Below are 16,599 nucleotides of genomic sequence, written 5' to 3'. Positions count from 1 at the left end.
TTCAGGCCAGCAGGCCGTGGTGGGGGAACACCGCGCGGCGGCCGGCCAGGATGGCCTGATCGAGCCGGTCGGCGGGATCGTAACCCGCGTCGAAGTCGCGCCAGGCGGGGCGGGCGCCGTCGGTCATCCGCAGCGGGGCCGGGCGGCGGGTGCGGCGGTAGACCTCGGCGCGCCAGGACTCGGGGGTCTCGGTGGCCGGGTCGACGGGCCGGCCGGCGGCGGTGGCGACCAGGTGGGTCCAGCTGCGCGGGACGACGTCCACCACGGCGTAGCCGCCCCCGCCGGTGGCGACCCAGCGGCCGTCGGCGTACCGGTGGGCGAGGTCGTGCAGCTCCTCGGCGATCAGCCGCTGGGCGTCCACGGTGACGGCGAGGTGGGCGAGCGGGTCCTCCAGGTGGGTGTCCGCGCCGTGCTGGGTGACCAGGACCTGTGGCCGGAAGGCGGCGAGCAGTTCGGGCACCAGGGCGTGGAAGGCGCGCAGCCAGCCGGCGTCGCCGGTGCCGGCCGGCAGCGGCAGGTTGGCGGCGGAGCCGGGGGCGTCCGGGCCGCCGGTCTCCATCGGCCAGCCGGTCTGCGGGAAGAGCGTGGCGGGGTGCTCGTGCAGCGAGACGGTGAGCACCCGGGGGTCGTCCCAGAAGGCCTGCTGGACGCCGTCGCCGTGGTGGACGTCCACGTCGACGTAGGCGACCCGCTCGGCGCCGAGTTCCAGCAGCCGGGCGATGGCCAGCGCGGGGTCGTTGTAGATGCAGAAGCCGGAGGCCTTGGCGGGCATCGCGTGGTGCAGTCCGCCGGCGAAGTTGACGGCGTGCGGGGTCTCGCCGCGCCAGACCGCCTCGGCGGCGGCCACCGACTGACCGGCGATCAGCGCGGAGGCCGAATGGACGGCGGGGAAGGACCAGTTGTCGTCGGTGCCGAGGCCGTGCCGGGGGTCGGACAGCTCGGGGTGGGCGGCGGCGTGCTTGACCGCCTCGACGTACTCCCGGGTGTGCACCAGCCGGAGGGTGGAGTCGCCGGCGGCCGGCGCGGACCGGACGGTCACCCCGGGACCGGTGTCCAGGCCGAGGGCCTCGACCAGGCGCATGGTGAGCGCCAGCCGGGTCGGGTCCATCGGGTGGCCGGGGCCGAAGTCGTAGGCGGTGACCGCCTCGTCCCAGAAGAGGTGCAGGCCGCAGGGGGTGTCGCGCTCGGCTTCGGGCATGGCCTCCACCGTAGCGGGTGGCGGTGGACGGTCCGTGGCCAGGGCGCGCGGGCGGAGGGCGCCCGAGGCTCGTTGAGGCGGTACAGACAAAATCTTCACGACTACCTATGCTCTGCGCCATGAAGCCATTCAGCGTGCAACGCCTTGGGGTAATTCTCGCTGCAATACTGGGACTTGGCGTGTTCTTTGCCTCCCAGCCGGCCTCCGCCGCGGTCAGCGGGACCAACTTCAGCGTCGACCGGTCGACCGCGAAGGCCGGTGACCAGCTGACCCTGACGCTGGCCCTCACCAACAACGAGGCCAGCGACATCTACTTCGCCTACGAGTCCATCCAGCCGACCTGGCCGGCCAACCAGCTGAGCGGTGTCTTCACCGTCACCGGATGCTCCGGCGACACCGTCGACTGCTCGACCGCCGGGAACACCACCAGCTTCCACTTCAACGCGCCGATCGCGCCGGGTGCCACCAGGACGGTCACGGTCACCGTCAAGATCACCGACACCCCGCCGTGGGACACCACCACGCCGTACACGCTGAACTGGGCGCCGTACGTCTACTACGAGTTCGGCCAGGTGGGCGGCACGTCCACGGCCCAGGACCAGGGCTGGGCCTTCGGCACGACCAGCCTGCAGACCACGATCCTCGGCTGACCCGGTCCCACCCCCGCTCCCGCGCCCGCCCTCATCCGGCGGGGGCGGGGGCGGGGGCCGACGCCGGTGCCGGGGCGAAGCGGTCGGCCAGCGGCAGGACGGCGAGCACCAGCAGCATCGGGGCGAGCAGCGCCCAGCGGTAGGAGCTCGCGTCGGCGATCGCGCCGACCAGCGGCGAGCCGATCAGGAAGCCGACGTAGTTGAAGAGGTTGAGCCGGGCCACCGCGGCGTCCGAGTCGGCCGGGAAGAGCCGGCCGCCCGCCGCGAACACCTGCGGGATGATCGCGCAGATCCCGAAGCCCAGCACGGTGAACCCGGCGATGCCCGCCCAGGCGGCGGGCGCGGCCGCGGCCACCGCGAAGCCGAGCGCGGCCAGCGCCGCACCCGCGCGGACCACCGGGACGGCGCCGAAGCGCTGCACCGCGCGGTCGCCCAGGGCCCGGCCGAGCAGCATCGCGACCATGTAGCCGAGGTAGGAGAGCTTGGCGAGGTCCTCGCGGCTGCCCAGCCCGTCGGTGAGGTACTTGACGCTGTAGTTGGAGACCGAGGCGTCGGCGATGTACGCGAAGGCCATCGCCAGGCAGAGCGGCAGCAGCGGCCGCCAGGGGATGGACCGGGCGGCGGCCTCGGCGGCCTCCCGGACGGCGTCGCCGAGTTCGGCCGGACCGGCGAACCTGGTGCCGGTGAGCACCGCGAGCGGGGCGATCACCGCGGCGGCCGCGCCGAAGAGCAGCGGCAGCCCGAGGTCGTAGTGCGAGCCGAGGCCCGCCAGGGCCGCGCCGACGATGCCGCCGAGGCTGAACGCGGCATGGAAACCGATCATGATCGAGCGGCCGTAGCGGTGCTGCAGGCCCACTCCGAGCATGTTCATACTGGCGTCCAGCGCCCCCACCAGCAGGCCGAACGCGCCCAGGGCCAGGGCGAGTTGCCACAGCGCGTCGCCGAGCCCGGCGGCCGCCAGACTGAGGCAGACGGCGGGCTGGACCACCCGTAGCACGGCCCGCGCGCCGGTGCGCTTCACCAGTTGCTCGGAGGCGATCGAGCCCACCCCGGCCAGGATCGGCACCGCGGCCAGGAAGACCGGCAGCAACCCGTCGCTCAGCCCGTAGCGGTGCTGGATCTCCGGGATGCAGGTGACCAGCAGCGCGAAGGTGGTGCCCTGGAGCAGGAAGCTGACGGCGAGCGCGGCCCGCCCGACCCGCAGGCCGGGCGCCACCGGGGGCTGAACGGGCCGCGCGGGCGGCGCGGCACTCTTACGGACCTCCACACGGGCCTCCTGGCGACCTCGCTACCGACCGGTAGGACGATGTTGGCGAGAGCGTAGGCGGTGCGCCGCGCCAGCGGGAGGGGTCGCGCAGGATCTTCCGGCCGGGCCGCCGCGGGCTACTTGCCGCCGGAGGCCAGCTCCCGGGAGCGGTCCCGGGCCGCCTCCAGGGCGGCCAGCAGCGCGGCCCGCACGCCGTGGTTCTCCAGCTCGCGGATGGCCGAGATGGTGGTGCCGGCCGGGGAGGTGACCGCCTCGCGCAGCTTCACCGGGTGCTCGCCGGAGTCCCGCAGCATCACCGAGGCGCCGATCGCGGACTGCACGATCAGGTCGTGCGCCACCTGGCGGGGCAGGCCGAGCAGGATGCCGGCGTCGGTCATCGCCTCGACCAGGAAGTAGAAGTAGGCCGGGCCCGAGCCGGAGAGCGCGGTGGCCGCGTCCTGCTGGGACTCGGGCAGCCGCAGCGCCTTGCCGACCGAGCTGAAGATCTCCTCGGTGCGCGCCAGGTGCTCCTCGGTGGCGTGCGAGCCGCCGGAGATGACGCTCATCCCCTCGTCCACCAGGACGGGCGTGTTGGGCATCACCCGGACCACCGGGGTGCCGGCCGCCAGCCGCTCCTCGAACCAGGCGGTCGGGACACCGGCCGCGGCCGAGATCACCAGGCGGTCCACTCCGACGTGCGGGGCCAGCTCCTCCAGCAGGGTGCCCATGTCCTGCGGCTTGACCGCGAGGATCAGGGTGTCGGCGAGCTTGGCGGCCTCGGTGTTGGAGACCGCCACCACGCCGTACCGGGCGGCGAGTTCGGCCGCGCGCTCGGGACGGCGGGCGGTCACCAGGACGTCCGCCGGGTCCTTGCCGGCCCGCAGCAGGCCGGAGAGCAGGGCCTCCCCGATCTTTCCGGTGCCCAGGAAGGCGATCTTCTGTCCGTGTGCTGCGCTGCTGCCCATGGTCCGCTCCTTGCCTCGGTACTGCGGCCATCCTCGCACCGCGCGGGGGCGGCCGTCGGGACCGTCCGGTCCGTGGTCGGCGGGCCGGTTCGCCCCTTCCCCTCCCGGCCGGATCCCGGGCGGATCCCGGGCGGACCGGCCGGATCCCGGGCGCCCCTAGGGAGAAAACCAGGGGGTTCCCCTATGGCCTCCGGGCCGGGGCGGGCGCACCGTGGAGCCATGGCACACGACGAAATGTCCCGACGTGAGAACCGGCAACTCGCCGTCGCCTCGGCGACCGTGGGCCCGTGGCGGACCGCCGCGGGGGTCGGTGCGGTGGTGGGGGCGACCTCGCTGGGGATCGAAGCGATCTCCGGCGGCTGGTCGCTGAGCATGCTGGCCGGGCCGGCCGGCTGGGCCCTGTTCTTCTTCTTCCTGGTCGGCACCGTCGGCGGCCGACTGCGCCGCGACACCGCCGACCGACGGCTGCGCCGCTGGGCCGACGAGCACCCGTGGCAGTCGGCCCTCCCGGCGGCCGGCGGCCTGTTCGCGCTGAACACCCTGGCGCAGCTGTTCCTCGGCGACGCCGGCCTGTTCGAGGCCCTGTTCATCTCGTTGCTGCCGGCCGGCCTGCTGCTGGCGATCGCCGGGGTGGTGGGGTCGGTCAAGCAGGCCCGCGGCAAGGGCTGAGCCGGCGCGGTTGCGGAGGAAACGGGGCGAATCGCAGCCCGATGGACACGAGTTCACCACCCGGTGTGCCCCCGATCGACGCATCGTCACACCCCGTCGTCATACTGGCGCGATGCCGATAGCCGAAGACCCCGAGCCGCGCCCCACCGGGGGCGATGAGCCGGACGGGTCCGCCCCGTCCGGAGCGGGCGGGAAGGACCCGTTCTCCGACCTCGTCCTGGACGACGACTTCGTCCGGGGCGCCACCGTCAAGGAACAGAGCGGGCGCACCCGCATGCTGGCCGCCCGGTGGAAGCACACCCCGCCGGTCGACCCGGGCGGCCGCCGCTCGGTCAACGACGGCCCGCGGCCCAAGCGCCGCTTCGGCCGCGGGCCGAAGCCCCCGGTGGTCGACGCCTGGGGCAACCCGCGCCCGCGCCGCGGCGCGAACCTGCGCGCCCCGCTCTACGTCGCGCTGACGGTCGCGGTGCTGCTCGCGGCACTGAACGTCGACGGGCTGCGCAACTGGTACCACGACCACGTCGGCGGCTCCGGCGCGGCCCACGCCCCGGTGCCGACCGTCGCCCCCGAGACGGCCAAGCCGACCACCGCCCCACCGAAGGTCGACGCGCAGCAGCCGACCGTCGCCCACCCCTGGGCCGGCTCCCCCGCCGAGGGCTGGCCGAACGGCGCCGACGCGTTCGTCCTCCCCGAGGCCCAGGCCACCGGCGTGTTCAGCACCGCCCAGGTGGCTTCGCAGCTGCAGTCCGTCAAGGACTACCTGATCGCCGCCAACCTCGACCCGGCGGTGGTCGCCGGCGGCCGACCGGACGCCGCCCTGGCGCTGCTGGAGCGGCAGGACCAGGACGGCGCGCGGGCGGCTCTGGAGCACCCGTCCAAGGAGAACGACCCGACCGACTGGTTCAGCCGGTTCGACCCGCGCGACGCGATCCCGGTGGGCGACACGGTCAAGGTCCTGGGCCGGATGACCTACGAGAGCGACGGCGACAAGGGCGTCCTGATCCACACCGACTTCAGCTTCGTCTACGCGCTGCGCCCCGGCCCGGAGGCGGGCCAACGGGCCGGCTCGCCCCAGCCGACGAACCGCGCCCCGCAGCCGGCCGAGCCGGCCGCGCCGCAGGGCGGCGGCACGGCCCGGCCGGTGGGCCTGGTGGTGCGGACGGACGACGTGGCCGGGGACACCTGGACCACCCGCACGATCGTGCGGCGGGTGGACACCTTCCGCTTCTACGACCCGGGGCGCTACCAGGTCCAGCCGAAGAAGATCGTCTACGCCAAGAGCCAGACGGACCCCGCCAACTCGGCCTGCGACGTCTACGACGGCTTCTTCCACCCGCAGTTCGACCAGTTCGCGCCGCTGCGGCAGGACACCCCGGGCTCCCGGCCGACCGGTCCCGCCATCGACCCGTACGACCGTCGCGAGGACATCCAGCCGACCGAGGGCTGCGGCACGATCAGCCGCAACTGACCGGTCAGCGCTTGCGCTTGGGCCGGCTCGGCGCCTTGGCGGCGGGCCGGCCGCCGCGGGCGGCCCGGCGCTTCTCGTACTGGGCGACGGCCCGCTCGTACGAAGCGCGCCGCACCGCCTCGCCGGGGGCCTCGACCAGGCTGCGGACGAAGTAGGCGGCCAGGGCGCCGGCGCTGCCGATCAGCCAGACCGCGCCGAGCGAGGTGTCCTCGGCCATCCAGCCGGTCAGCCGGTCCTTGCCCTCGGTGAGCAGCTTCCAGGTACGCCGGACGGACATCAGCGAGCAGATCGCGACGGCCGCGGTGAGCAGCGCGTTGAGGAAGGTGCCGTTGTCGGAGAGGGCGATGCCCTCGACGCCGAAGCGCAGCAGCAGCACGACGGCGGCGGTCGCGGCCAGCGCGCCGACGGAGACGGCGACCCGGCGCGGCCAGTAGCCGCCGTCCCGGTTCAGCCAGCTGGTGCCGAACCAGCGGATCGGCTCCGGCTCGGGGGCGCCGGCGGCCGCGGGGGCGGGGGTGGGGGGCTGCTCGCTCACGCCGTCGATTATCACCCGACGGCCGTGGGTGGTGGGGGTGCCGTCCGTTCGCCGGAGACGGCCCGTACGACCGGGGACCACACACGACGGAGGAGCCGCCCCGGCCCGCGGGGCGGCTCCTCCGTGCGTCTGCCCGTCCGTCCCGGGCGCTCAGCCGAGTTTGGTCACGTCGCGGACGGCGCCCTTGTCGGCGGAGGTGGCCATCGCGGCGTAGGCGCGCAGGGCCTGGCTGACCTGGCGGTCGCGGTTCTTCGGGCGGTAGCCGCCGGAGGCCTCCAGGGCGCGGCGGCGCTCGGCGAGGACCTCGTCCGGGACCTCCAGGGAGATCGTCCGGCCGGGGATGTCGATGGCGATGGTGTCGCCGTCCTCGACCAGCGCGATGGTGCCGCCGGAGGCCGCCTCCGGGGAGGCGTGGCCGATGGACAGGCCCGAGGTGCCGCCGGAGAAGCGGCCGTCGGTGACCAGCGCGCAGGCCTTGCCGAGGCCGCGGCCCTTGAGGAAGGAGGTCGGGTAGAGCATCTCCTGCATGCCCGGGCCGCCCTTGGGGCCCTCGTAGCGGATGACGACGACGTCGCCCTCCTTGACCCGCTTGGCCAGGATCGCCTCGACCGCGTCCTCCTGGGACTCGACCACGACGGCGGGGCCGCTGAAGGTCCAGATCGACTCGTCCACGCCGGCGGTCTTCACGATGCAGCCGTCCTCGGCGAGGTTGCCGTACAGCACGGCCAGGCCGCCCTCGACGGAGTAGGCGTGCTCGACGCTGCGGATGCAGCCCTTGGCGGCGTCGGTGTCCAGCGACTCCCAGCGCTCGGACTGGGAGAAGGCCTCGGCGGAGCGGACGCAGCCGGGCGCGGCGTGCCACAGCTCGACGGCCTCGGCGGAGGGCGAGCCGCCGCGCACGTCCCAGGTCTTGAGCCACTCGGCGAGCGAGTCGGCGTGCACGGTGTGGACGTCCTCGTTGAGCAGCCCGGCGCGGTACAGCTCGCCGAGGATGGCCGGGATGCCGCCGGCCCGGTGGACGTCCTCCATGTAGTACGAGCCGTTGGGCGCGACCTTGGACAGGCAGGGCACCTTGCGGGAGATCGCGTCGATGGCCCGCTGGTCGAAGTCCAGCTCGGCCTCCTGGGCGGCGGCCAGCAGGTGCAGGATGGTGTTGGTCGAGCCGCCCATGGCGATGTCCAGGGCCATGGCGTTCTCGAAGGCGGCGCGGGTGGCGATCGCCCGGGGCAGGACGGAGGCGTCGTCCCCGCCGTAGTAGCGGTTCGCGATCTCGACGACGGTGCGGCCGGCGTTCTCGTACAGGGCCCGGCGGGCGGTGTGGGTGGCGAGCACCGAGCCGTTGCCGGGCAGCGAGAGGCCGATGGCCTCGGTGAGGCAGTTCATCGAGTTGGCGGTGAACATGCCGGAGCACGACCCGCAGGTGGGACAGGCGTTCTCCTCGATGATCGCGATGTCCTCGTCGGAGACGTTCTCGTTGACGGCCTGCGAGATCGCGTCGACCAGGTCGAGCTTGCGCACGGTGCCGTCGACCAGGGTGGCCTTGCCGGCCTCCATCGGGCCGCCGGAGACGAAGACGGTCGGGATGTTCAGGCGCAGCGCGGCCATCAGCATGCCCGGGGTGATCTTGTCGCAGTTGGAGATGCAGATCAGGGCGTCGGCGCAGTGCGCGTTGACCATGTACTCGACCGAGTCGGCGATCAGGTCGCGCGAGGGCAGCGAGTAGAGCATGCCGCCGTGGCCCATCGCGATGCCGTCGTCCACGGCGATGGTGTTGAACTCGCGCGGGATGCCGCCCGCCCGCTTGATCGCCTCGGAGACGATCCGGCCGACCGGCTGGAGGTGGGTGTGGCCGGGGACGAACTCGGTGAAGGAGTTGGCGACCGCGATGATCGGCTTGCCGAAGTCCTCGCGGGCTACGCCGGCCGCCCGGAGAAGCGCCCGGGCGCCTGCCATGTTGCGACCGTGGGTGACCGTACGGGACCTCAGCTCGGGCACTGTGCTCCACTCCTTCGGGGCTCTCGACGGCGCCCCGCCGGTGGGAGGTGCGGGGCCCGCTGTGGCTTACGAGCCTACGCCCGCCGTCCGGCCGGCGGACCGGCCGTCCGCGATGCGGTCAGCCGGGCGGACGGTCGGCCGGTCGGCCGGTCGGGCAGGCGGACGGCGGAGGGTCGGGCGGGCGGTGGCCGCGGTCGGAATCACTCCGGGAGGACGGCGACGGTGAGGTCCAGCGCGTACGGCTCGACCACGGTGCCGTCCGGGAACTCGGCGAGCAGGGCCGCGCGCTCGGCGGCCAGCACCGGCGCCCGCTCCTCGGGGCCGATCGAGGCCAGGTAGGAGCGCGAGGTGAGGTCGGTCAGCGCGTGCTCGACGGTGATCCGCCGCTCCCAGTGCAGCACCGTCCGTCCGACCGCGAGGCCGGCCCGCGCGAAGTCGTCGACGTGGGCGCCGATCCCCCGGTAGCCGTGGTAGCGGGTGGGCAGCGCGGCGGCCAGCCGCCGGGCCCGGGCGCGGACCCACGGCACGGTCTCGTCGTGCACGTTCCACCAGGTGGCGAGGGCCCCGCCGGGCCGCAGCACCCGGATCGCCTCGGGCACCGACCGCTCGGGGCGGGTCCAGTGGAAGGCCTGGGCGTAGCCGACCAGGTCGGCGGACCGGTCGTGGAAGGGCAGGTCGTCGCCGGTGCCGCGGACCAGCGGCAGCGTGGGCGAGGAGGCCAGGAACTGGGCGGCCATGCCGGCGCTGGGCTCGACCGCGACGACGTCCGCGCCCCGGGCGGCGAGCAGCCGGGTGGCGATGCCGGTGCCCGCGCCGACGTCCAGCACCCGGGCGCCCTTGAGGCCGCGGCCCCACAGCCGCTCCAGCGCGTCGAAGAGCTCGTCGGGGTAGCCGGGCCGCGCCCGGGCGTACTCGGCGGCCACCGCGCCGAAGCTCGTGGCGGCCTCCCGGTGGTCCTGGTCCTCCGTCATCTCTCCCCCTCCGCACCGGCGTTCGCACCCGCACGGGCCCGACCCGGGTCAGCGTACGCGCGAGGGGGTGGCCAGGTGCAAGCGGGTGAAGGCGAGCGCCTCGGCCAGATCGGCCTCGCGTTCGGCGGGCGACGCGGAGCGGCGGGTGTTGACCTCCAGCACCACGTGGCCGTCGAAGCCGGTGCGGGCGAGGTGCTCCAGCAGCTCGGCGCAGGGCTGCTTGCCGCGGCCGGGGATCAGGTGCTCGTCCTTGCCGGAGCCGCTGCCGTCGGCCAGGTGCACGTGGGCCAGCCGGTCGCCCATCCGCTCGACCATCGCGAAGGTGTCGGTCCGGGACGTGGCGACGTGCGAGAGGTCGATCGTGAAGTGCCGGTACTCCTCGTCGGTGACGTCCCAGCCCGGCGCGTACGCCAGCACCTCGCGGTCGCGGTAGCGCCACGGGTACATGTTCTCGACGGCGAAGCGGACGTCGGTCTCGCCCGCCATCCGGTTGATGCCCTGGACGAAGTCCCGGGCGTACTGGCGCTGCCAGCGGAACGGCGGGTGGACGACGACGGCGCTCGCGCCGAGCTTCTCCGCGGCCGCCCGGGCCCGGACCAGCTTGGTCCACGGGTCGGTGGTCCACACCCGCTGGGTGATCAGCAGGCAGGGGGCGTGCACGGCCAGGATCGGCAGCTGGTGCGCGTCGGAGAGCCGGCGCAGGGCGTCGACGTCCTGGCTGACCGGGTCGTTCCAGACCATCACCTCGACCCCGTCGTAGCCGAGCTTGGCGGCCAGCTCGAAGGCGACGGCGGTGCTCGCCGGGTACACCGAGGCGGTGGAGAGGACCACCTTGGTGTCAGGGATGTGCAGGGTCGGGTGCTGGGGCAGCACCAGCCGGTCGGTGGTGCGCAGCAGCGGCGGGCGGGCGGCGTCCCGGCGGGCGGCCTTGACCGAGCGCACCGACTGGACGGCGGCCTTGGCGGCTCCGGCGGCCCGGGCGGTGCGGGTCTCCTTCGGCGCGGCCTTGGCGGCGGCCCGGCGGGGCGCGGGGGCCTCGGCCGCCTTCGCGGGTCCGTCCTTCTCGGCGGGGCGCCGCCGGGCGGCGGGCTTCGTCCCGGCCTTCCCGGCGGCCTTGGTCGCGGCCTTCCCGGCGGCCTTGGTCGCGGCCTGCTCGGCGGCCTTGGTCCCGGCCTTCCCGGCGGCCTTGGTCCCGGCCTTCTTGGCGGTGGCCTGCTTCGCGGTGCGCTGGGCCGCCTTGACGGCCTTCGCGGCCTTGGCGGCCTTCGCGGCGGTGGCCCCCTTGACCGCCTTGCCGAGCCGGCGGCGCGGAGCGTCCGACCGCGGCTGCCCGTCCCCGGGAGCGCGGCCCTCCCGCGTCCCGTCCTCGCCCGCTGGTTGCACCACGGGAGACAGCGTAAGCGGAGCGCGCTCCGAACGGGACGCCGTCCTACGGAGTGAGCGCCGGCCGGCGACGGTCGGCGGGGCTGTCCATGGCGTCCAGGCGGCGCAGGATGATGCCCTCGCGCAGCGCCCACGGACAGACGTCCAGCTCGGCGAGGCCGAACAGGTCCATCGCGGCGTCGGCGACCAGCGCGCCGGCCAGCAGCTGCTTGGCGCGGCCCTCGGAGACCCCGGGGATCCGCGCGCGCTCGGCGACGGTCATCGTGGACAGCCGGGGCAGCCAGGCGGCCAGCCCGGTCCGGGTGAGCCGGCGGTCGGCGTACGGTCCGGCGTCGGCGGGGGCGGCGCCGGTCATCCGGGCCAGCTGCTTGAAGGTCTTGGAGGTGGCCACGGCGTGCCTGGGCGGTCCCAGGCGGGAGATCTCGCCGACCACGGTGCCCAGCTCGGCCCGGATGTGGCGTCTCAGCTCGCGCAGCCCGTCCGGGTCGGCGACGTCCCCGGGCAGCCAGCGGGCGGTCAGCCGGCCGGCGCCCAGCGGCAGCGAGCAGGCCGCGTCCGGCTGCTCGTCCAGACCGCAGGCGATCTCCAGCGAGCCGCCGCCGATGTCCAGGTTGAGCAGTCGGCCGGAGGACCAGCCGAACCAGCGGCGGACGGCCAGGAAGGTCAGCCGGGCCTCGTCCTGCCCGGAGAGCACCCGCAGCTCGACGCCGGTCTCGGCGGCCACCCGGCGCAGCACCTCCTCGCCGTTCGCGGCCTCGCGCACGGCGGAGGTGGCGAACGGCAGGATGTCCACGACGCCCTTGTCCTCGGCGACCCGCAGCGAGGACGACACGTGGCCGAGCAGCCGCTCGACACCGGCCTCGCCTATCGCGCCGTCCTTGTCCAGCAGCTCGGCCAGGCGCAGTTCGGCCTTGTGGGAGTACGCGGGAACCGGGGCGGCACCCGGGTGGGCGTCCACCACCAGGAAGTGGACCGTGTTGGAACCTACGTCGAGAACACCGAGTCGCATAACCCTCCACGCTACGCGATCCGGAACGGGGCGAGGCCGGTCCCGTCGGGGTTCGCGCTGGTCCGGGGACGGCTTCCGGGGTGGGGCGAGGGCCCGGCCGCCGGCGCCGGGAGGGCTCACCGCCGCGCTCCTCCGGGCAGTTCGGGCAACGCCCGTGCGGCGGCGGCGCGGTGGTCGGACCGCGTCCGGCTGGCAGCTCGAACTCGACCCGGGCGTGCGGCAGTTCGGCCGCGAGGGCGTACGCCCGGTAGCCGCCGGGCAGGGCGCTCAGCCGCAGGTCGGTCCGGACGGACAGCACGTCCTCGGCCGCCACCCCCTGCTCGCGCAGCCACCACCAGCCGCGCAGCGCCGGGTGCGGCAGACCGGCCGCCGAGCGCAGCACCAGCGACCCTCCTCGCCCGCGGCGTCCCGGTGCGTCAGCTCGGCACGGGCACCGCGGCCGGTCACCGGCGGGCGGGTCGGGTCGTGCCGCCCGCACCGACGAAGTCCCGGTACAGCCCGACCACGTCGTCCACCGGGACAGGGCCACACCGTGAACCGTCCGTTCTCCCGGTCCACCACGGCGCACGCCGCCCCCACAGGTGGGTCGGCCCCCGCCGCCCGCTCCTGCCCCGCCACCCGTCACCAGCCCCGCGAAAGCTCTACCCTTGCCGGGTGGCACCAGCAGAAACGTCCAAGAAGAAGGCCAAGGCGAAGCCCACGGCCTCCCCCGCCCCCGTCGACCTCGCGATGCCGACCCTGCGCCGCGAGATCCCGCGCGACGAGGTCCCGCTCGACTTCGCCCGCGCCTGGGTCGAGTTCGCCGACCCCGCCGACGAGGAGCAGGTCTTCCGCTGCGACCTCACCTGGCTGACCTCCCGCTGGTCCTGCGTGTTCGGCCAGGGCTGCCACGGCATCCGCGAGGGCCGCGGCGAGTCGGACGGCTGCTGCACGCTGGGTGCGCACTACTCGGACGAGGACGACGAGAAGCGCGTCCTGGAGCACGCGGCGCGGCTGACGCCCGAGCTGTGGGAGAACTTCGCCGAGGGCACCGACGCCAAGGGCCGGATCGTGTCCGACGGCGGCATCACCATGCTGGACGAGGACGGCGACCGCCAGACCCGCCGGGTCGGCGGCGCCTGCATCTTCGTGAACAGCCCCGACTTCGCGGGCGGCGCCGGCTGCGCCCTGCACGCGCTCGCGCTCCAGGAGGGCCGCGAGCCGCTGGAGACCAAGCCGGACGTCTGCTGGCAGCTGCCGATCCGCCGCACCTACGACTGGATCGACCGCCCGGACGACACCCGCTACCTGCAGGTCTCGATCGGCGAGTACGACCGCCGCGGCTGGGGCCCGGGCGGCCACGACCTGCACTGGTGGTGCACCGGCGCCCCGGCGGCCCACCAGGGCGCGGACCCGGTGTACGTCAGCTACCGCCCCGAGCTCACCGAGCTGATGGGCGCGGAGGCGTACGAGGTGCTGGCCCGCCTGTGCGAGGAGCGGATCGCCGGCAAGGGCGACCGCAAGTTCGCCCCGCACCCGGCCGACCCGGTCAAGAAGAAGAAGTAGCGGCCCCCACGCCGGTACCGACCCTGCGGTACCGGCCCCCGGCCGGCACCACCCCTGCGGCACCGGCCCCCGCCGGTACCGGCCTACTTGTCGATGTCCCCGACCACGAAGAACATCGACCCCAGGATCGCCACCATGTCCGCGACCAGCGTCCCCGGCAGCAGCTCGGTCAGCGCCTGGATGTTGTTGAAGGACGCCGAGCGCAGCTTGAGCCGCCACGGCGTCTTGTCGCCGCGCGACACCAGGTAGTAGCCGTTGATCCCGAGCGGGTTCTCGGTCCACGCGTACGTGTTGCCCTCGGGTGCCTTGAGCACCTTGGGCAGCCGCTGGTTGACCGGGCCGGGCGGCAGGGTGGCGAGCTTGTCGAGGCAGGCGTCGGCGAGGTCCAGCGCGTTGAGGGTCTGCTCCAGCAGGCACTCGAAGCGGGCCAGGCAGTCGCCCTCCTCGCGGGTGACGACGGTGAGCACCTGCCGCAGCTCCTCGGAGCCGTACGCGAGGTACGGCTCGTCGCGGCGCAGGTCGAAGTCGAGGCCGCTGGCGCGGGCGATCGGGCCGCTGACCCCGTACGCCTGGGCCTGCGCCCTGGTGAGGACGCCGACGCCGGCGGTGCGGGCGCGGAAGATCTCGTTGCCGAGGACGAGCTCCTCGAAGACCGGCGTCTCCGAGCGCACCTTGGCGACGGCGGCGCGGACCCGGCCGAGCCAGCCGGCCGGGAGGTCCTCCTTGAGGCCGCCGACCCGGTTGAACATGTAGTGCATCCGGCCGCCGGAGGCCTCCTCCAGCACGTGCTGGAGTTCCTCGCGGCCGTGGAAAGCGTGGAAGATCGGGGTGATCCCGCCCAGTTCCAGCGGGTAGGAGCCGAGGAACATCAGGTGGTTGAGCACCCGGTTGAGCTCGGCGAGCAGGGTGCGGATCCACACCGCCCGCTCGGGGACCTCCATGCCGAGCATCCGCTCGACACCGAGGACGACGCCGAGTTCGTTGGAGAAGGCGGAGAGCCAGTCGTGCCGGTTGGCCAGCATGATGATCTGCCGGTAGTCGCGGGCCTCGAACAGCTTCTCCGCGCCCCGGTGCATGTAGCCGATCACCGGCTCGGCGGTGATGATGCGCTCGCCGTCGAGCAGCAGTCGCAGCCGCAGCACGCCGTGCGTGGCCGGGTGCTGCGGACCGATGTTGAGCACCATGTCGGTGGTGCCCGCCTGGCCCGTGACGTTCTCGGCTCCCGCCCCGATGCCGACCGTGGTCTCCCTCATGCCCCCAGAGTCTGCCATCCCGGCAGGGGCTCCAAGCTCAGCGGTACCGGCATGCGGACGGCCTGGACCAGCCACCCGAAGGCGCCCAGGCCGCCCGGGTCGGTCAGTTCGGCCGCCTCGCCCGCCCCGCCGAGCGCCCGCAGGTAGCCCTCCGGGTCGGCGGAGGCGAGGGTGAGGGGCGGCCGGCCGCCGCTGACGCCGAGCGCGCGCAGGGCCTCGCGCTGCGTCGTCCACAGGCTGTGGAGACCGGGGACGGCGACGGCGTCCAGGGCCACGTGCGCGGTGACGTCGCAGGAGCCGTCCGGCACCGGCGCCACCTCCCGGCCGTCCCGGAAGCCGGTGAAGGTCCCGAAGGGCGGCCGCCGCCCCGCCGTGTGCCCGTAGTCGACGGCGACGGCCAGCCCGCGCTCCAGCCCGGCGACGGCCCGCGCCCAGGCGGCGTCCCGGGGGCCGCCGAACTCCACCACCTCGCCGGGCTCGGCAACCGGCCACCAGCGCTCGGCCCAGGCGGCGTCCGGCCCCGACACCTCCGCGCCCGGACGGGTCGCACCGGTCGCGGGGTCCACCTCGACGTAGCGCAGCACCCCGTCCTCGTCCACCTCGCCGGCGTCCAGCGGCACGTTGTCCAGCCACTCGTTGGCGAACAGCAGCCCGGTCACGCCGCGCGGCAGCTCCGCCGTCCACAGGGCTGTGGACGGAAGGCCGGCCGGGCGCTCGGCGATCTCCACGCCGTACGGGCGCAGCCGGGCCAGCACCTCGCCGGGCAGCTCGGCCAGCACGCCGGTCAGCAGTTCGCCCCGCCCGGCCCCGACGTCGACGAAGGCCAGCTCCTCCGGACGACCGAGGGCCGCGTCAACCTCCAGGAGCAGCCGGGCCACCGCACGGGCGAACTTCGGCGAGGCGTGCACCGAGGTGCGGAAGTGACCGGCGGGGCCCTCCGGCCTGCGGTAGAAGCCCCGGTCGGGGTCGTACAGGGCCTGTTCCATGGCGGGCGCCCACCGCATCCAAGTCATGGGGCGGGACGCTACCCGGCGGTCACCGGCCCCTCCCAATCGGAGCCGGGGCGTCTCCGACCTACGGAGTAGGGCGGATCGCCCTACCGGCGGACCTGGGCACGCGGAGCGACTGCCTACGCTGGACACGTGCATCGACTCAACGCCTGGCTCCGCCGTCACCCCATGGTGGTCGACTCCGCCTGGGCGGCGATCGTGCTCTTCTTCGGCCTGGTGCCGAACGACAGCTTCCCCGACGACGGCTGGCGCTTCGACGCGAGCATCCTGGTCGCGGTGGTGCTGCCCGCCCTGATGGTGGTGCGCCGCCGCTACCCGGACGTCACGGTGGCCGCGGCCGCCGGGGTCGGCGTCAGCCAGGTGCTCGCCGACGTCGAACCGGGCGGCTCCTCCATCGCCTACCTCGTCTTCGCCTACACCGGCGCCGCCTTCGGCCAGAAGTGGACGTCCCGGCTGGCGCTGACCGCCGGGCTGGCCGCCGGCCCGCTGGTGTTCTGGCAGATGAACCCGATGAAGACGGTCCGGGACGGCACCGACCACTACGTCTCGCGCCCGTACAGCGTCGGCGAGGCCGTGCTGATCATGCTGCTGATGAGCACCCCGTTCATCCTGTGCTGGGCCTGGGGCCGGCTGACCAGGGTCCGCCGCGCCTACCTGACCGAGCTGGAGGACCGCGCCGCCCGGCTGGAACGCGAGCGGGAC

The 16,599-nt window shown here is 74.4% G+C and carries 14 protein-coding genes and 1 pseudogene; 5 read left to right on the top strand and 10 right to left on the bottom strand.

Features of this window, described 5'->3' with window-relative positions:
* Position 1: 1 nt before the first annotated feature.
* The gene (locus ACIRD3_RS38860) at positions 2 to 1,198 is read right to left on the bottom strand and encodes an acetoin utilization protein AcuC (RefSeq protein ID WP_402226430.1); all 1,197 of its coding nucleotides are present in this window, start codon (positions 1,196 to 1,198) and stop codon (positions 2 to 4) included.
* A 179-nt stretch (positions 1,199 to 1,377) separates the two neighbouring features.
* Between ACIRD3_RS38860 and ACIRD3_RS38855 the strand changes: the two genes are divergently transcribed.
* Positions 1,378 to 1,848, top strand: coding sequence for a hypothetical protein (locus tag ACIRD3_RS38855; protein ID WP_402226427.1), 471 nt, complete (start codon positions 1,378 to 1,380; stop codon positions 1,846 to 1,848).
* Positions 1,849 to 1,879: 31 nt separating this feature from the next.
* Here the strand turns inward: ACIRD3_RS38855 and ACIRD3_RS38850 are convergent, their stop codons facing one another.
* On the bottom strand, positions 1,880 to 3,052 hold the full coding sequence (locus ACIRD3_RS38850) for an MFS transporter (protein ID WP_402226500.1): 1,173 nt from the start codon (positions 3,050 to 3,052) through the stop codon (positions 1,880 to 1,882).
* Between the two features lie 179 nt (positions 3,053 to 3,231).
* Positions 3,232 to 4,059 (bottom strand): pyrroline-5-carboxylate reductase, encoded by an 828-nt coding sequence (proC, locus tag ACIRD3_RS38845; RefSeq protein WP_402226425.1) that lies wholly within the window; start codon positions 4,057 to 4,059, stop codon positions 3,232 to 3,234.
* Between the two features lie 219 nt (positions 4,060 to 4,278).
* Here proC and ACIRD3_RS38840 point away from each other — a divergent pair, with 219 nt between their 5' ends.
* The gene (locus ACIRD3_RS38840; RefSeq protein WP_402226423.1) at positions 4,279 to 4,728 is read left to right on the top strand and encodes a hypothetical protein; all 450 of its coding nucleotides are present in this window, start codon (positions 4,279 to 4,281) and stop codon (positions 4,726 to 4,728) included.
* Between the two features lie 112 nt (positions 4,729 to 4,840).
* Entirely contained in the window at positions 4,841 to 6,196 is a 1,356-nt protein-coding gene (locus ACIRD3_RS38835; RefSeq protein ID WP_402226421.1) for a hypothetical protein, read from the top strand.
* Positions 6,197 to 6,200: 4 nt separating this feature from the next.
* Here ACIRD3_RS38835 and ACIRD3_RS38830 read toward each other — a convergent pair whose 3' ends face one another.
* The 5 genes from ACIRD3_RS38830 to ACIRD3_RS38810 form a co-directional block, all read right to left on the bottom strand.
* Positions 6,201 to 6,731 carry a hypothetical protein gene (locus tag ACIRD3_RS38830; RefSeq protein WP_402226418.1) on the bottom strand — a complete coding sequence of 177 codons (531 nt, stop codon included), beginning with the start codon at positions 6,729 to 6,731 and terminating at the stop codon, positions 6,201 to 6,203.
* Between the two features lie 150 nt (positions 6,732 to 6,881).
* Entirely contained in the window at positions 6,882 to 8,726 is a 1,845-nt protein-coding gene (gene ilvD / locus ACIRD3_RS38825) for a dihydroxy-acid dehydratase (protein ID WP_402226416.1), read from the bottom strand.
* A 200-nt stretch (positions 8,727 to 8,926) separates the two neighbouring features.
* Entirely contained in the window at positions 8,927 to 9,697 is a 771-nt protein-coding gene (locus ACIRD3_RS38820) for a class I SAM-dependent methyltransferase (RefSeq protein WP_402226413.1), read from the bottom strand.
* A 48-nt stretch (positions 9,698 to 9,745) separates the two neighbouring features.
* The gene (locus tag ACIRD3_RS38815) at positions 9,746 to 10,549 is read right to left on the bottom strand and encodes a sugar phosphate isomerase/epimerase family protein (RefSeq protein ID WP_402226497.1); all 804 of its coding nucleotides are present in this window, start codon (positions 10,547 to 10,549) and stop codon (positions 9,746 to 9,748) included.
* 577 nt (positions 10,550 to 11,126) lie between these two features.
* Positions 11,127 to 12,089: a Ppx/GppA family phosphatase gene (locus ACIRD3_RS38810; protein ID WP_402226410.1), complete on the bottom strand. Its 963-nt coding sequence runs from the start codon at positions 12,087 to 12,089 to the stop codon at positions 11,127 to 11,129.
* A 729-nt stretch (positions 12,090 to 12,818) separates the two neighbouring features.
* On the opposite strand from ACIRD3_RS38810, the gene ACIRD3_RS38805 reads away from it, so the two are divergent.
* Positions 12,819 to 13,634, top strand: a complete 816-nt coding sequence (locus ACIRD3_RS38805) for a hypothetical protein (protein ID WP_402226494.1) — start codon at positions 12,819 to 12,821, stop codon at positions 13,632 to 13,634.
* A gap of 83 nt (positions 13,635 to 13,717) precedes the next feature.
* Here ACIRD3_RS38805 and ACIRD3_RS38800 read toward each other — a convergent pair whose 3' ends face one another.
* Positions 13,718 to 14,887, bottom strand: coding sequence for an NADH-quinone oxidoreductase subunit D (locus ACIRD3_RS38800; protein WP_402226408.1), 1,170 nt, complete (start codon positions 14,885 to 14,887; stop codon positions 13,718 to 13,720).
* Positions 14,884 to 15,900 carry an SAM-dependent methyltransferase gene (locus ACIRD3_RS38795; protein ID WP_402226405.1) on the bottom strand — a complete coding sequence of 339 codons (1,017 nt, stop codon included), beginning with the start codon at positions 15,898 to 15,900 and terminating at the stop codon, positions 14,884 to 14,886. Before ACIRD3_RS38795 ends, ACIRD3_RS38800 begins: the two co-directional genes overlap by 4 nt.
* Positions 15,901 to 16,029: 129 nt before the next feature.
* On the opposite strand from ACIRD3_RS38795, the pseudogene ACIRD3_RS38790 reads away from it, so the two are divergent.
* Positions 16,030 to 16,599 (top strand): annotated as a pseudogene (locus ACIRD3_RS38790) (hypothetical protein); the annotation flags it as partial.

It is taken from the genome of Kitasatospora sp. NPDC093550 (genome assembly GCF_044764985.1).
Taxonomy (GTDB): domain Bacteria; phylum Actinomycetota; class Actinomycetes; order Streptomycetales; family Streptomycetaceae; genus Kitasatospora.
This window is presented reverse-complemented; position numbering and strand designations above follow the sequence as displayed.

Bases quoted from the DNA above. Each gene is read 5' to 3' on its own strand.
- ACIRD3_RS38860 (WP_402226430.1), bottom strand. From the start codon at position 1,198: ATGCCCGAAGCCGAGCGCGACACCCCCTGCGGCCTGCACCTCTTCTGG.
- proC (WP_402226425.1), bottom strand. From the start codon at position 4,059: ATGGGCAGCAGCGCAGCACACGGACAGAAGATCGCCTTCCTGGGCACC.
- ACIRD3_RS38840 (WP_402226423.1), top strand. From the start codon at position 4,279: ATGGCACACGACGAAATGTCCCGACGTGAGAACCGGCAACTCGCCGTC.
- ACIRD3_RS38835 (WP_402226421.1), top strand. From the start codon at position 4,841: ATGCCGATAGCCGAAGACCCCGAGCCGCGCCCCACCGGGGGCGATGAG.
- ACIRD3_RS38820 (WP_402226413.1), bottom strand. From the start codon at position 9,697: ATGACGGAGGACCAGGACCACCGGGAGGCCGCCACGAGCTTCGGCGCG.
- ACIRD3_RS38810 (WP_402226410.1), bottom strand. From the start codon at position 12,089: ATGCGACTCGGTGTTCTCGACGTAGGTTCCAACACGGTCCACTTCCTG.
- ACIRD3_RS38805 (WP_402226494.1), top strand. From the start codon at position 12,819: ATGCCGACCCTGCGCCGCGAGATCCCGCGCGACGAGGTCCCGCTCGAC.
- ACIRD3_RS38800 (WP_402226408.1), bottom strand. From the start codon at position 14,887: ATGAGGGAGACCACGGTCGGCATCGGGGCGGGAGCCGAGAACGTCACG.
- ACIRD3_RS38795 (WP_402226405.1), bottom strand. From the start codon at position 15,900: ATGACTTGGATGCGGTGGGCGCCCGCCATGGAACAGGCCCTGTACGAC.